This window comes from Nonomuraea sp. NPDC001831, assembly GCF_042892035.1.
Taxonomy (GTDB): domain Bacteria; phylum Actinomycetota; class Actinomycetes; order Streptosporangiales; family Streptosporangiaceae; genus Nonomuraea.
Map to the genome: position 1 here is coordinate 93758 of NZ_JBIATU010000019.1, position 14470 is coordinate 108227.

The following is a 14470-nucleotide window of genomic DNA, read 5'->3' on the forward strand; positions in this document are numbered from 1 at the left end:
TGAGGCATCATGAGGAAATGGTTCGCACGCCTGGCTGTGCTGGGCGTAGCGCTGTTAGTGGCCGGCCAAGGCGCCACGGCGGCCCAGGCCCAGGAACCTGCGGCGGGGAAGAAGATCCTACGCGTCGGCGCCACCCAGGCGATGGACTCCATGAACCCGTTCCTGGCGGTCCGGCTGGTCTCCACCGCGATCCAGCGCACGATGTACGGCTTCCTCACCGTCCCTGACTCCAAGACGCTCCAGCCCAGCCCCGACCTCGCCGAGTCGTGGACGACGTCCGACGACGGGCTCACCTGGACGTTCAAGATCCGTAACACCAAGTGGTCCGACGGCCAGCCGGTCACGGCCGAGGACGCCGCCTGGACGTTCAACAAGATGATGACGGACGAGGCGGCCAAGACGGCCAACGGCCCCGCCGTGGAGAACTTCGCGAGCGTCACCGCCAACGGCCAGGACTTGATCATCAAGACCAAGGCGCCGCAGGCGTCCATGCTGGAGAACCCGGTCCCGATCATGCCCAAGCATGTGTGGGAGAAGGTCACCGACATGGCCAACTACGAGGCGGAGACGTACCCGGCCGTGGGCAGCGGCCCGTACATCGCGGTCGAGCACAAGAAGGACCAGTACGTCAAGCTGAAGGCCAACCCCAACTACTGGCGGGGCAAGCCGAAGATCGACGAGCTCCAGTTCATCTTCTACGACAACCCGCAGGCCGCCATCGCCGGGCTCAAGAAGGGCGACATCGACCTGCTCGGCCGCATGACGCCGCCGGAGTTCCAGGCCATCGAGAACGACCCGAACATCGAGGCGTGGAACACCCAGGGCCGCCGGGCCGCGTACCTGCAGATCAACCACGGCGCCACCACCACCGACAACAAGCCCATCGGCGACGGCCACCCGGCGCTGAAGGACCCGAAGGTGCGCCAGGCGCTGCACTTCGCCATCGACAAGCAGAAGCTGGTCGACGAGGTGCAGGGCGGTCTGGCCAAGCCGGCCGACGGCTCGATCGTCCCGCCCATGTACAAGGACTTCTTCTGGGAGGCCACGGGTGACGAGAAGGTCACCTACGACGTGGCCAAGGCGAACAAGATCCTCGACGACGCCGGCTACAAGAAGGGCGCCGACGGCGTCCGGACGATGCCCGACGGCAAGCGCAAGCTGGAGTTCCGCTTCAGCATCCACACCGACACGCCGATCGAGGACAAGCTCGCCGAGTACCTGACCGGCTTCTTCAAGGAGATCGGCGTCACGCTGACCACCCAGAAGCTCGACTCCAGCAAGTTCGGCGAGGAGACCGGCGTCACGGCGCTGTTCGACATCGCGATCAGCGGCTGGTCGGTCAACCCCGACCCCGAGGAAGTCCTGGCCACCCACCTGTGCAGCCGCAGGCCGGCGCCGGGCGGCGAGGGCGGCGGCACCGAGTCGTTCTACTGCGACCCGACCTTCGAGAAGCTCTACCAGGAGCAGCTCAAGGAGCTCGACCGGCCCAAGCGCGCCGAGCTGATCAAGCAGATGCAGCAGCGGCTCTACACCGACGCCCCCGTCATCGCGATCTACTACCCCAACGACCTCGAGGGTTACCGCAAGGACCGCATCACCAGCATCACCCCGATCCCCGAGGACAAGGGCCTGCTGTACGGCGGCAGCGGCTACTGGCCGTTCTACACGGCCGACGTCAAGGCGTCCGCGGCCGGCGGCTCCGGCGCGGGCGGCGACTCCGGCTCCAACACCGGTCTCATCGTCGGCGTGGTCGGCGGCGTGGTGGTCATCGGCCTCGTGGCCTTCTTCCTGACCAGGCGGCGCAAGAGCGTCGCGGACGAGCGCGAATGACCACACCGCTCGAAGCAGCAGAGCCCGCCGCCGTCCAGGCGGCGGGCCCTGGTGAGGACAGCCCCGCCCGCCGCGGCACGCTGAGGTACGCGTTGTCGAAGGTCGGCGGGGCGCTGTTCAGCATCGCCGCGGTGATCGTCGGGACGTTCTTCGTCTTCCGCCTGCTGCCCGGCGATCCGGTGCGGAACCTGGCGCAGGGCCGCAACATGACCCCGGCGCAGCTCGACCTGGAACGTCACCGGCTCGGTCTCGACAAGCCGGTGCTCGACCAGTTCTTCGACTTCGTCGGCAAGACGCTCAGGCTCGACCTGGGCACGTCGTACGAGTACAAGCGGCCGGTGCTCGACCTCATCGGCGAGCGCATCGGCCCGACGCTGCTGCTGGCCGGGACCGGTCTGGTCATCGCGGTCAGCCTGGGCATCTGGCAGGGCACCAGGGCCGGATGGCAGCGGGGGAGCCGGTTCGACCGCTTCTCCACCGGCCTGTCGCTGGTGTTGTGGTCGGTGCCGACGTTCTGGCTCGGCCTGCTGCTGATGATGGTGCTGGGCGTGGGCATCGGCCCGATCCCCGGCATCCTGCCCTTCCGCGGCATCGAGAGCGTCGACGCGCCCGACGGGTTCGCCTACCTGCTCGACGTGGCCTCGCACATGGTGCTGCCGTGCCTGACCCTGGTGGCGGTGATCTACGCCCAGTACCTGCTGGTCATGCGGTCGTCGTTGCTGGAGGAGGTCAGCCAGGACTACGTCACCGTGGCCCGCGCCAAGGGCCTGCGCGACGACGAGGTACGCCGCCGCCACGCGGTGCCCAACGCCCTGCTGCCCACGGTGACGCTGGTCTTCATGCGCATCGGCTTCGTGGTCGGCGGCGCGGTCACCGTGGAGACGATCTACACCTGGCCGGGCCTCGGGCAGCTGTTCTACCGGGCGGTGCGGGTCCCCGACTTCACGCTCATGCAGGGCACGTTCATGCTCATCACCGTGGCCGTGATCCTCATGAACACGCTGGCCGACCTGCTCTACCACGTTCTCGACCCGAGGGTGAGGTCGGCATGACGAGTGTCGCTGCCACGCGCAGGCGGCAGGCGCTGACCAACTTCTGGACCGACTTCCGCAGGCACCGCGCCGGGGTGGCCGGGATGGTCGTCCTGCTGGTGGCCGTGGTGCTGGCGCTGGTCGCGCCGCTGTTCATCGACGAGGGCGTGACGAGCGTCATCGACGCGCCGGGCGAGAAGTTCCAGGCCCCCGGCCTGGACTTCCCCTTCGGCACCGACGAGTCGGGCCGGTCGATCCTGCTGATGATCTGGTGGGGCTCGCGCGCCTCGCTGCTCATCGGCTTCCTCGCCGCGCTGCTCAGCATCGTGATCGGCATGGTCATCGGCATCGCCGCAGGGCACTTCGGCGGCTGGGTCGGCGGCGCGCTGATGCGGGTCACCGACTGGTTCCTGGTGCTGCCCTCGCTGGTGACCGCGCTGGTGCTGGCGGCCATCCTCGGCGGCAGCACGTTCACCATCATCATGGCGATCGGGGTCACCACCTGGCCGTCCACGGCCCGGCTGATCAGGGCGCAGACCTTCGCCGTCGAGGCCCGGCCCTACATCGAACGCTCCAAGGCGCTCGGCGGCGGCCACTGGCACATCACCACCCGGCACGTGCTGCCCAACGTGGCGCCGCTGCTGCTGGCCAGCACGACGCTGGAGGTGGCCAGCGCGATCGTCACCGAGTCCACGCTGGCCTTCCTCGGCGCCAGCGCGAACAAGACGTCGTGGGGCACCATGCTGCGCGGCTCCTACGACTACGGCGCGGCCAACGAGGGCGCGTGGTGGTACATCATCCTCCCCGGTCTGGCCATCCTCGTGGTCGTCATGGCGTTCACCCTCGTCGGACGGGCGCTGGAGGCCGTGCTGAACCCAAGGCTCAGGAGGGCGGCATGAGTCTCCTCGAACTGGACGACCTGTCGGTGACCTACCGCATCGCGTCGGGCGAGGTGCCCGCGGTGCGCGGCGTGTCGCTGACCCTCGACCCCGGAGCGGCACTCGGGGTCGCCGGCGAGTCGGGATCCGGCAAGTCGACGCTGGCCATGGCGCTGCTCCGGCTCCTGCCCAAGAGCACGCGCGTCGGCGGCCGGATCCTGCTCGACGGCGACGACGTCCTCACCATGAAGTGGGGGCGCATGCGGGCCGTGCGCTGGGCCGAGGCCTCGATCGTGTTCCAGGGCGCGCAGCACGGACTCAACCCCGTGCGCCGGATCGGCGAGCAGATCGCCGAGCCGCTGCTCGTCCACGGCCTGGCCAAGCCGGACGGCGCCCGCAAGCGCGTCGGCGAGCTGCTCGAACAGGTCGGCCTGCCCGCCTGGCGGGCCCGCAGCTACCCGCACGAGCTGTCCGGCGGTCAGCGGCAGCGCGTGATGATCGCGATGGCGCTGGCCTGCTCGCCCCGACTGATCATCGCCGACGAGCCCACCACCGCGCTCGACGTGATGGTCCAGGCGCAGGTCCTGACACTGATCAAGGAGCTGATCGCCGAGCACGGCATCTCCTTGATCATGATCTCGCACGACCTGTCGGTCCTGGCCGACGTCTGCGACCAGCTCGCGGTCATGTACGCCGGCCGGGTGGTCGAGCACGGCCCCTCCCGCGAGGTGTTCCGCGACGCCCGCCACCCCTACAGCCGGGCGCTGGCGGCCGCGTTCCCCACCGTGGGCGACCCGGTCTCGCGGCTGGCCCCCAAGGGGCTCGGCGGCGACCCGCCGGACCCGATGCAGCTCCCGACCGGCTGCGCGTTCCACCCGCGCTGCCCGGTCGCGCTGGACGAATGCGCGGGCCTCGACGTCGAGCTGTGGCCCGCCGGTCCCCGCCACGCCGCGGCGTGCGTGCACGTACGCTCCAAGGAGGAGGTCGAGGCTTCATGACCGAGACGCAGACCGCGGCCGAGACCGTCTCGACGGGCAAGGGCGCGCTGCTGGAGGCCCGTGACCTGCACGTCGCGTTCTCCTCGCGGGGCCGCAGCGCCCGCGCCGTCGACGGCGTCAACCTGGCGATCGGCCAGGGCGAGATCGTGGCCCTGGTCGGCGAGTCGGGCTGCGGCAAGACCACGCTGGCCCGCACGCTGCTCGGCCTCGAACGCCCTACGTCCGGCGAGGTCCGCTACGACGGCAAGGCGCTGGACTACGGCTCCAAGGCGCTCAGGTCCTACCGCCGCCAGGTCCAGCTCGTCCTGCAGGACCCGATGGGCTCGCTCAACCCCCGCCAGACCGTCTACGAGGCGGTCGCCGAGGGGCCGCGCATCCACCGCCTGCCCGGCGAGGCGGAGATCGTGGCCTCGGCCCTGTCCAGAGCCGGGCTGCGACCGCCCGAGCGCTTCTTCCTGCGTTACCCGCACGAGCTGTCCGGCGGGCAGCGGCAGCGGGTCGTGATCGCCGGCGCGCTCGCCCTCGACCCCAAAGTGCTGATCGCCGACGAGCCCGTGGCCTCGCTCGACGCCTCCGTGCGCGGCGAGATCCTGGCGCTGATGCTCAAGCTCAAGACCGATCTCGGCCTGTCGGCCCTGGTCGTCACCCATGACCTCGGCCTGGCCTGGAACATCGCCGACCGGGTCGCGGTCATGTACCTCGGGCGCATCGTCGAGTCGGGGCCGGTGGAGCAGGTGCTGACGGCGCCGCGGCACCCGTACACGCAGGCGCTGATGTCGGTGTTGCCGGAGTCGCCCGAGCGGATCGTGCTGACCGGCGAGCCGCCGGACCCGACCAGGGTGCCGGGTGGCTGCCGGTTCCATCCCCGCTGCCACGTGCTGGCCTCCGGCCGCGCGGCGGAGGCGGGCGTGGACGCGGCCTGCCGGTCGCAGGCGCTGAGCATCCTGCCCGCGGTCCCCGACGCCCAGGCCGCCTGCCACTACGCGGCGGTCACCGGGTAGCTCATCCGCGGAACGCGTCGGCGTGCTCGCGCGCCCACTCGGCGAAGTCACGCGCGTCCCGGCCGGTGATCTCCCGGACGGTCGGGACGACCGTGTAGCCGACCTCCGGCGTGTTGCCCAGCGCGCCGACCAGGAACTCGATGGTCTGCTCGCCCATGCCGTCGGCGCGCCACTTGGCCCGCGCCTCGTCCACGGTGAGCTCGACGAACCCGACGTCCCTGCCGACGGCCTCGGCCAGGACGGCCACCTTCTCGCGCAGGGTGATCGCGCGGGGGCCGGTCAGCACGTACGTCCGGCCGCCGTGGCCGCCCTCGGTCAGGACCTTCGCGGCCACCGCGGCGATGTCGCGCTCGTGCACCAGGGCGCTCAGCCGGTCGCCGAACGGCTCCTTGATGACGCCTTCCGTCCTGATCGTGTGCGCCCACCACTGGAGCGTGTTGGCCATGAACTCGACCGGGTGGAGCAGCGTCCACTCCAGGTCGGCGGCGGCCAGCGCCTGCTCCAGCTCGCCGTCCTCGCGGCCGCCGAGCACGGTGACCCGGCGCACGCCCGCCTTGACGGCCAGCTCGGCGAGCCCGGCGCCGTCGGGCAGCGGGGTGTAGTCGTCGCCGGCGAAGTTGATGAAGTGCACCCCGGTGACGCCCTCGAAGGCGGCGGCCAGGGAGGCCGGCTCGGCGAGATCGCCGCCGACGACCTCGACGCCCTCCGGGAGTGCGGCCTTGGCGGGGTTCCTGGTCAGTGCGCGGACCTGCCGGCCGGCCTGGAGGAGCTCCTCGACGACGAGGCGGCCGACGGTCCCGGTGGCACCGGTGACGAGGATGGTCATGTGAACCCCACTTCTTTCGGAACGGAACGTTCTGCTCTTACTATAGCAGAACGGAACGCTTCATTCCGAGTAGTTCTTGAGCCGGATCGCCACGGCCGCCCGGTGGATCGCCCCGGCGACCCGCTCGACGAGCTTCTCCTTGCCCGGCAGGTACGGCAGCAGCTTGAGCATCCTGAGCTGGAACCACAGCGCCAGCCGTGAACCCATCACCATGCCCCTGACGTTCACCGGGCCGAGCTCCTGGTTGACCCGGACGAACTCCCGCATCTCCCGCTCGTAGCCCGCCGCGCCGCCGCCTTCGGCCAGCTCGCCCGCCAGCACGTACGCGCCCACGATCGCCAGGCTCGTGCCCTGCCCGGAGGCCGGCGAGGCGCAGTAGGCGGCGTCCCCGAGCAGCACGACCCGGCCCTTCGACCAGCTGTCCATGTGCACCTGGCTGACCGAGTCGAAGTAGAAGTCGTCGGCGGTGCGCACCGCGCCGAGCAGCGCCGGCACCTCCCACTCGACCCCCGCCATGGCCTCGGCCAGCAGGTCCTTCTGGCGGCCGGTGTCGCGGTGGTCGTAGGACAGCGGCTGGGAGGACCACATGAACAGCGCCTTGGCGGCGCCGTCCTGGCGGGTGCTGTAGACGTTGGCGGTGCGGCCGGGGGAGGCGTGCACGGCCTCCTCGCGGTCCAGGCCCAGGGTGTTGGGGACGGTGCTGATCGAGACGTAGTAGCCCAGGTCGCGGACGAACTGTGCGTCCGGCCCGAACACGATCCTGCGGATGTTGGACCGCATGCCGTCCGCGCCGACGATCAGGTCGAACCGGCGCGGCGCGGCGTGCTCGAAGGTGACCAGGCCGTCGTCGGAGACGGCGGTGACGGAGTCGCCGAAGAGGTATTCGACGTCGTCGCGGGTGAGGTCGTACAGGAGCTCGTTGAGGTCGCCGCGCATGATCTCGACGTCGTCGCCCGCGCGGCCGCCGAACAGGTCGGCGTCCATGGTGGCCAGTGCGCGGCCCTTGCGGTCGTAGTGGGTGGCGACGCGCATGCCGGTGCTGCGGGCGGTGACCGCCTCCAGCAGGCCCATGCGGCCGATCACGTCGAGGGCGGCGCCGCGGATGTCGACCTTGTAGCCGCCGGTGCGGACGGCCGGAGCCCGCTCGACGACGGTGACGGTGCAGCCGTGGCGGCGCAGCCAGTAGGCCAGCGAGGTGCCGGCGATGCTCGCGCCGGAGATCAGGACGTTCTTCATGCCGTGAACGGTACACGCGTCTCAGACGCTTGTCTAGGACGAAGTTTTCAGACGTTCGTGTTAACGTCTGGGCATGGGAAACAGGGAAGACCTGCTGGCCGGGGCGAAGCGTTGCCTGATCGAGAAGGGCTACTCGCGGACCACCGCGCGCGACATCGCGACCGCGTCGGGCGTGAGCCTCGCGGGCATCGGCTACCACTTCAAGTCCAAGGACGCGCTGATGAACGAGGCGCTGTTCGAGGTGATGCAGGAATGGGGCGACGACCTGGCGCGCACGCTCGTCGCCGACACCGAGGAGGGCGCCTCACCGCTGGAGCGGTTCGAGGCGGCGTGGGACCGGGTGGTGGAGTCGTTCGACCGGCTGCGGCCGCTCTGGATCACCCAGCTTGAGCTGCTCGGGCAGATCGATCACGTGCCGGAGCTGCGCGAGCAGCTCGTCCCGGCGATCAAGGGCGCACGGCTGGGGCTCGCCGAGCTGTTCCAGGACGTGCGGGCGGAGACCGACCCCGAGCGGGCCCGGCTGGTGGGCTCGCTGTACCAGGCCATGCTGACGGGGTTCCTGGCGCAGTGGCTGCTCGACCCGGACAGCGCGCTGTCCGGGCGCGAGGTGGCCGAGGCCCTGCGCCTGGTGGCCGGGTCGTGAAACGGGCCGGGGGCTAGAAGGCGCTTATCGTGGCGGGGGCGCGTTCGGCCCTGCTCAGGGTGCGGATGACGGCGGTCGCGCCGTGCCGGTGCACCGCCAGGCGGGCCAGCAGCTCCACGACCGGCTCGTTGATCGACGGCGGCAGCTCCGGCGTCTCGACGCCCACGCTGGCGGCCAGGTCGTCGGAGTGCACGACCAGCTCCATCACCCTGGTGAGCAGGAAGTCGTCGAGCCGCAGCGACCAGCCGGTCCACGGCAGCCGCACGACCCGGTCCGCCGGCTCGGCGGGCAGCTCGGCCAGCAACCGGTCCAGCAGCGCCTGCGTGCGCTCGACGAGCGCGGCGTGCCCGTCCGCGGCGGCCGCCTGGCCGCCCACCCGGACGCTGACGTTGCTCTCGTGGTCGAGGCCGGCCTGCACCCACGGCGACCTCGTGTAGTGCTCGATCAGCGGGATCGGCGCCCCGGGCTGCTCGCCGGAGTCCAGCACGTCGGTGACCCTGACGATCTGGTGGGCCAGGTGCCCGGCCAGGCCCGCGACGCTGAACTCGGTCAGCGCGCTGGGCTTGTCCCACGCCGCCCGCACGGCCGGGTCACGCAGCAGCGACATCGCCGACGCCGCGGCCACCAGATAGGACTGCCTGATCTCCCCCATTTGCCGCCCTTTCCCCGGTTCAGGTGGTAACTCGGGGCCAAGACTATCCCCCGGCGATCCGCGGGGGGCGGCTGTCCTGTCCAATGAGACGGGGACGGGCTCAGGTCCCGCCGTGGCCCTCCGCCAGCACCTTCCCGATGGCCGACCGGACGAAGGCGCGGGTCAGCCGGCCCCTTCTGAAGCGGCTCAGCGCCGGGCGCGGCGTGCCGTACCGGCGGGCGCGCACGTCGGCCAGGACGACCTCCGGCGCGCCCATCCCGGCCAGCACGTCCAGGGCCTCCCGCTTGGTGATCAACCGGCCCTCCCGCAGCGTGACCGAGGCCCTGGCGACGGTCAGCACGCCGAGGTCCACCCAGACGTCCCGCAGCCAGCGCCGCCGCCCTCGGGTCTTGTCCAGCCAGTACTCGCGCAGGTCCGTACGGACGAAGTCGGCCAGCACGGCGTCGGAGACGGCCGGCAGCAGCTCGGCGGGCGGCGGCCCGTGCAGCACGAGCGGGGCCGTGTGCAGCTCGCGGCGGGTCACCGCCGTCACCGGGCGGCGGAAGATCTGCTCGTGGGCCCACGTCACGTGCTCGACCCGCGGGTCGGCCAGCTCCTCCAGCGGCAGGTAGGAGCAGTGGAGGAGGTCGGCGAGCGGCAGGCCGAGCCCGCGGTGCAGCCCCTTGATCCGGCGCCACTGCTCCATCGTGACCGGCGTCTCGACCACCGCGATCAGGTCGAGGTCGCTGCGCCCCGGCTGGTAGTCGCCGGCGCCCAGCGAGCCGTGCGCCCACAGCGACACCAGGGGCACGACCTCGCCCACGCCGTCTCGGAACCGTCGGAGCAGGTCGTCTGTGGCCGCATGCATGATGTCCACTATGATCCATTCCCGGCCGTCCCGGAAGATCACCGGGCGGGCCGTCAGGACGTGCTGAACAGAGCGCTCACCGACTCGCCGTCGTGGATCCGGCGCATCGCCTCGGCCAGCGCCGGCGCGATCGACAACACGGTCAGCTTGTCACTCGGCTTGGGCGGCGGCACGGTGTTCGTGCAGACGATCTCCAGGACCTCGGGGAACGCGCTCAGCCGCTCGATCGCCCCGCCCGCGAACAGCCCGTGCGTGCACGCCACCCGGACGGAGTTGACGCCCTGCTCGCGCAGCCGGCCCAGCAGCTCGATGACCGTGCTGCCCTTGGCGATCTCGTCGTCCAGGATGATCACGTCCTTGCCGGCGACCTCGCCGATGACCGAGCTGATCACCACGCGGTCGTCGGCGAAGCGCTGCTTGGCGCCCATCGCGACGCCGGTGCCGAGCAGCCGGGCGAAGTGCGCGGCCTCCTTGGCGTTGCCCAGGTCGGGGGAGACGACGACGGTGTTCGACAGGTCGTGGCGGCGGAAGTGCGCGGCCAGCTCGCGCAGCGCGTGCAGGTGGTCGACCGGCACGCTGAAGAAGCCGTGCACCTGCGGCGAGTGCAGCGTCATGGCCAGCACCCGGTTCGCGCCCGCGGCCACCATCAGGTCGGCGACCAGGCGGGCGCCGATGGAGATGCGGGGCGCGTCCTTCTTGTCCGATCTGGCGTAGGCGTAATGAGGCAGGACCACGGTCGTCCTGGCCGCGGAGGCGCCGCGCGCCGCGTCGATCATGAGCAGCAGCTCGACCAGGTTCTCCTGCGTCGGCGGCACCAGGGGCTGGATGAGGAACACGTCGCGCTCGCGGCAGTTCGCCTGGAGCTGCACCTCGAGCGCGTCGTTGGCGAAGCGGGCGACCTTGACGGGGTGGAGCGGGGTGCCGAGATGGGAGCAGATCTCCTCAGCCAGCTCGGGGTGGGCGCTGCCAGAAAATACCGTGATGTCTCGCACGATTCCCAAAGGATAGCTTCACGGGCTCACGTAGTGGTGGAGCAGGGCGGGTTCGCCCGCGGCGTTGAGCCACCGCGCGCGGGTGCTGCCGACGCGGCGCCAGCCCAGCCGCTCGTAGAGCGCGACGGCCGCCCGGCCCTCGTCGGAGACCTCCAGCAGGACGGGCCTCCCGGCGGCCTGCCGCACGGTGTCCAGCAGGACGGCGGCCAGCCCGCGGCCCCGGGCGGCGGGCACCACGAAGAGCCGGGTGACCTGCGGGCCCTCGCCGGCGCCTGCCAGGCCGACGTGGCCGAGCACCCGGCCCTCCTCGACCGCCACCCACGCGCGCAGGAGGTCGCCAGGGGTCAGCCAGCCCTCGGGGTCGGCCGGCCAGTCGACGGGGTAGCGGTCGGCGGCGTGCACCAGGGCCAGGGCGTCGGCGCAGGCGTCCAGGTCGGACGGCGTCCGGAGGCGGACGCCTGTGCCGTCGGTCGTCACGTCAGCGCCTCGACCGTGAGCGCGTCGAGGTCGGGCAGGACCTGCCAGGCCAGCGCCAGGGCGTCGTCGTCGGGCGGGTAGCCGGGGTGCGGCACAGCGATCACCCGCATGCCGGCCGCGTGCGCCGAACGCAGCCCGTTGCTGGAGTCCTCGACCGCCACGCAGTCCTTCGGGTAGATCTCCAGCCGCCGGGCCGCCTCCAGGTAGCCGTCGGGGGCGGGCTTGCCGCGCGCGACCTCCTCCGTGGAGACCGTGGTCACGAAGTACTCGCGCAGCTCGGCCGCGTCGAGCACCACGTCGATCAGCCGCCGCGGCGACGAGCTGGCCAGGCCGAGGGTGAACCGCCCGGCCAGCCGGCGCACGGCCTCGCGGGCGCCCGGCAGCAGCGGCACGCCGTCCTGGTAGCGCTCGGCCATCTGGTCGATCACGCCCGCGGCGATCTCGTCGGGTGTCAGGCGCACCCCCAGCTCGTGCAGGTAGGCCGCCCACTCGCCGGTGCTCATGCCCATCAGCCTGGACTGCGTGTCGGGCTGCCAGGTGCCGCCGTGGTCGGCGACGAAGGCGCGCCGCACCTGCTCCCAGACGGGTTCGGAGTCGACGAGCACGCCGTCGAGGTCGAACACGCAGGCTTCCATGACCACCCCCGATAGATCAGTCTGGGACCACCCAATCACACCGTCCGCGCCGCTACGCCGCCGCTCCTTGTCCTTATTGCCCGAGTTTCATGCTATTGGGGCTGGTTATTGAGCTACGAGCGTCCATTCAGGGGCATGCGAGCAGACATGGCAGACCTTCCATTTCATGACACGGGCGACTTCGAGGACGCTGATCGCGGCTTCATCGCGAAGTTGACCCCCGCCGTGGTCACGTCGAGAAGCGGCGAGGTCGTCTGGGACAACGACTCCTACGCATTCCTCGACGCCGAATGCCCCGAGACCGCCCATCCCAGCCTGTGGCGGCAGAGCCAGCTCTGCGCCAAACAGGGCCTGTACGAGGTCGCCGACGGCATCTACCAGGTACGCGGCCTGGACCTGTCGAACATGACCCTGGTCGAGGGCGACATCGGCGTCATCGTCATCGACCCGCTGGTCTCCACCGAGTGCGCCGCCGCCGCGCTCGCGCTCTACCGCCGCCACCGCGGCGACCGGCCGGTCACCGGCGTCGTCTACACCCACAGCCACGTCGACCACTTCGGCGGCGTGCGCGGCGTCACCGACGGCAACGTGCCGATCCTGGCCCCCGCCGGCTTCATGGACCACGCGGTCTCCGAGAACGTCTACGCCGGCCCCGCCATGAACCGCCGCGCCGGCTACATGTTCGGCCTCGCCCTGCCGCACGCCCCGGACGGCCAGATCGGCTGCGGCCTCGGCATGACGTCCTCGACCGGCACCACGTCCCTCATCCCGCCCACCGTGGACGTCAGCCGCACCGGCCAGGAGGAGATCGTGGACGGGGTGCGGATCGTCTTCCAGCTGACGCCCGGCACCGAGGCCCCCGCCGAGATGAACTTCCTCTTCCCCGACCGCGGCGCCCTGTGCTTGGCCGAGAACGCCACCCACAACCTGCACAACATCCTCACGCTGCGCGGCGCCCAGGTGCGCGACGCCCGCGTCTGGGCCCGCTACCTGTCGGAGACCCTCACGCTGCTCGCCGACCGGGCCGAGGTCGCCTTCGCCTCCCACCACTGGCCGACCTGGGGAAGGAGCAACATCGTCCGGTTCCTCCAGGAGCAGCGGGACCTGTACGCCTACCTGCACGACCAGACGCTGCGCCTGCTCAACAAGGGCCTGACCGGCGCCGAGATCGCCGAGCAGATGCGGGTGCCGCCCGCGCTGGAACAGGTCTGGCACACCCACGGCTACTACGGCTCGGTCAGCCACAACGTCAAGGCCGTCTACCAGCGCTACCTCGGCTGGTACGACGGCAACCCCGCCCACCTGTGGGAGCACCCGCCCAGGGAGAGCGCGATCCGGTACGTCGAGTGCATGGGCGGCGGCGCGGCCGTCGTGGCCTTCGCCCGCCGCTACATCGAGGAGAACGACCTGCGCTTCGCCGTCCAGCTGCTGAACCACGCCGTCTTCGCCGACGAGGGCAACAAGGCGGCCAGGGACCTGCTGGCCGAGGTCTACACCCGGCTCGGCCAGGGCGCGGAGAACGGGACGTGGCGCAACTCGTACCTGACCGGGGCCATGGAGCTGACCGACGGCATCGCGCCCACCCGCGTCACCACCACCTCGCCCGACCTGGTCGCGGCCCTGACCGTGGAGCAGATCTTCGACTCCCTCGCCATCCGCGTGGACGGCCCCAGGGCCTGGCACGAGAGCCTGTCGATCGACTGGCACCTGACGGACCTGGGGGAGCTGTACCGCACCACGCTGTCCAACGGCGTGCTCGTCCAGCGGCTGAACCCGCCGGAGGAGCCCGTGGACCTCACGCTCCGCCTCACCAGGGCGCAGCTGCTCGGCCTGCTGGCCGGGAAGGGCGTGGAGGGGGTGGAGCGGGAGGGCGACATCACGGCGCTCCAGCGGCTGGTCGCCGTGCTCGACTCACCGGCCCCCGACTTCGCCATCGTCACCCCCTGAACCGCCGACCCCACTCCGCGGGCCACTGACTCCGCGAGCCGCTGACTCCGCGGGCCACCGACTCCGCGGGCCACCGACTCCGGGAGCCACTGACCTCATGAGCCATTGACCCACGAGCTTCTGTCCCCGTGAGTCACTGAACCCGGCGCCCTCAGCCGGGCCCGGCGCGCGTCGGTCCCGCCCATGCGGCCCTCGGGGCACACGGGCGTCGCGGACCGGCTCTCAGAGTTTGTACAGCTTGTTGAACGGCGTCGTGATCCGTTCCTGCCGGGATCCGAAGTCGACCAGAACGGCGACGTCGTCCTCCACACCGATGACGACACCGAGGCCGAATCGGTCGTGGCTCACCCGGTCGTGCATGTCGAACTGCTCCGCGGGTGGCGCCGGAGGCGGCGGTTTGAAGGGACTTGTGGGCAGGTGACGACGAGAATCGCCGCTGGCTCGCTTCATCTCCTCCAGTATGCGCCCACTGGGTGA

15 protein-coding genes are annotated in these 14470 nt (G+C 71.0%); 7 read left to right on the forward strand and 8 right to left on the reverse strand.

Features of this window, described 5'->3' with window-relative positions; translation table 11 throughout:
* Window positions 1-9: 9 nt before the first annotated feature.
* From ACFYYW_RS41200 to ACFYYW_RS41220, 5 genes are read left to right on the forward strand one after another with little or no spacing between them, the layout of a single operon-like run.
* Window positions 10-1830: an ABC transporter substrate-binding protein gene (locus ACFYYW_RS41200; protein WP_387657928.1), complete on the forward strand. Its 1821-nt coding sequence runs from the start codon at window positions 10-12 to the stop codon at window positions 1828-1830.
* Window positions 1827-2882, forward strand: coding sequence for an ABC transporter permease (locus ACFYYW_RS41205; protein WP_352325938.1), 1056 nt, complete (start codon window positions 1827-1829; stop codon window positions 2880-2882). The genes ACFYYW_RS41200 and ACFYYW_RS41205 overlap by 4 nt, the downstream gene beginning before the upstream one ends.
* The gene (locus ACFYYW_RS41210; protein WP_387657932.1) at window positions 2879-3760 is read left to right on the forward strand and encodes an ABC transporter permease; all 882 of its coding nucleotides are present in this window, start codon (window positions 2879-2881) and stop codon (window positions 3758-3760) included. The genes ACFYYW_RS41205 and ACFYYW_RS41210 overlap by 4 nt, the downstream gene beginning before the upstream one ends.
* Window positions 3757-4737: an ABC transporter ATP-binding protein gene (locus tag ACFYYW_RS41215; RefSeq protein WP_352325940.1), complete on the forward strand. Its 981-nt coding sequence runs from the start codon at window positions 3757-3759 to the stop codon at window positions 4735-4737. The genes ACFYYW_RS41210 and ACFYYW_RS41215 overlap by 4 nt, the downstream gene beginning before the upstream one ends.
* On the forward strand, window positions 4734-5738 hold the full coding sequence (locus ACFYYW_RS41220) for an ABC transporter ATP-binding protein (protein WP_387657936.1): 1005 nt from the start codon (window positions 4734-4736) through the stop codon (window positions 5736-5738). The genes ACFYYW_RS41215 and ACFYYW_RS41220 overlap by 4 nt, the downstream gene beginning before the upstream one ends.
* A gap of 1 nt (window position 5739) precedes the next feature.
* Here the strand turns inward: ACFYYW_RS41220 and ACFYYW_RS41225 are convergent, their stop codons facing one another.
* Window positions 5740-6564, reverse strand: coding sequence for an NAD(P)H-binding protein (locus ACFYYW_RS41225; protein ID WP_352325942.1), 825 nt, complete (start codon window positions 6562-6564; stop codon window positions 5740-5742).
* Between the two features lie 60 nt (window positions 6565-6624).
* The gene (locus ACFYYW_RS41230) at window positions 6625-7800 is read right to left on the reverse strand and encodes an FAD-dependent monooxygenase (protein WP_387657940.1); all 1176 of its coding nucleotides are present in this window, start codon (window positions 7798-7800) and stop codon (window positions 6625-6627) included.
* A 73-nt stretch (window positions 7801-7873) separates the two neighbouring features.
* Here ACFYYW_RS41230 and ACFYYW_RS41235 point away from each other — a divergent pair, with 73 nt between their 5' ends.
* Entirely contained in the window at window positions 7874-8443 is a 570-nt protein-coding gene (locus tag ACFYYW_RS41235; RefSeq protein WP_387657942.1) for a TetR/AcrR family transcriptional regulator, read from the forward strand.
* Window positions 8444-8456: 13 nt separating this feature from the next.
* Here ACFYYW_RS41235 and ACFYYW_RS41240 read toward each other — a convergent pair whose 3' ends face one another.
* The 5 genes from ACFYYW_RS41240 to ACFYYW_RS41260 all read right to left on the reverse strand — a co-directional run bounded on the left by ACFYYW_RS41240 (window position 8457) and on the right by ACFYYW_RS41260 (window position 12046).
* Window positions 8457-9095 carry a maleylpyruvate isomerase N-terminal domain-containing protein gene (locus tag ACFYYW_RS41240; protein ID WP_387657945.1) on the reverse strand — a complete coding sequence of 213 codons (639 nt, stop codon included), beginning with the start codon at window positions 9093-9095 and terminating at the stop codon, window positions 8457-8459.
* A 100-nt stretch (window positions 9096-9195) separates the two neighbouring features.
* Window positions 9196-9942 carry a nucleotidyltransferase domain-containing protein gene (locus tag ACFYYW_RS41245; protein ID WP_387657948.1) on the reverse strand — a complete coding sequence of 249 codons (747 nt, stop codon included), beginning with the start codon at window positions 9940-9942 and terminating at the stop codon, window positions 9196-9198.
* A 53-nt stretch (window positions 9943-9995) separates the two neighbouring features.
* The gene (locus ACFYYW_RS41250) at window positions 9996-10934 is read right to left on the reverse strand and encodes a ribose-phosphate diphosphokinase (protein WP_352327389.1); all 939 of its coding nucleotides are present in this window, start codon (window positions 10932-10934) and stop codon (window positions 9996-9998) included.
* A gap of 18 nt (window positions 10935-10952) precedes the next feature.
* The gene (locus ACFYYW_RS41255; protein ID WP_387657951.1) at window positions 10953-11411 is read right to left on the reverse strand and encodes a GNAT family N-acetyltransferase; all 459 of its coding nucleotides are present in this window, start codon (window positions 11409-11411) and stop codon (window positions 10953-10955) included.
* Window positions 11408-12046, reverse strand: coding sequence for an HAD family phosphatase (locus tag ACFYYW_RS41260; RefSeq protein ID WP_352327391.1), 639 nt, complete (start codon window positions 12044-12046; stop codon window positions 11408-11410). Before ACFYYW_RS41260 ends, ACFYYW_RS41255 begins: the two co-directional genes overlap by 4 nt.
* 147 nt (window positions 12047-12193) lie before the next feature.
* Between ACFYYW_RS41260 and ACFYYW_RS41265 the strand changes: the two genes are divergently transcribed.
* Window positions 12194-13993, forward strand: coding sequence for an alkyl/aryl-sulfatase (locus tag ACFYYW_RS41265; protein WP_387657954.1), 1800 nt, complete (start codon window positions 12194-12196; stop codon window positions 13991-13993).
* Window positions 13994-14215: 222 nt separating this feature from the next.
* Here the strand turns inward: ACFYYW_RS41265 and ACFYYW_RS41270 are convergent, their stop codons facing one another.
* On the reverse strand, window positions 14216-14443 hold the full coding sequence (locus ACFYYW_RS41270; RefSeq protein WP_352327393.1) for a hypothetical protein: 228 nt from the start codon (window positions 14441-14443) through the stop codon (window positions 14216-14218).
* Window positions 14444-14470: the final 27 nt, after the last annotated feature.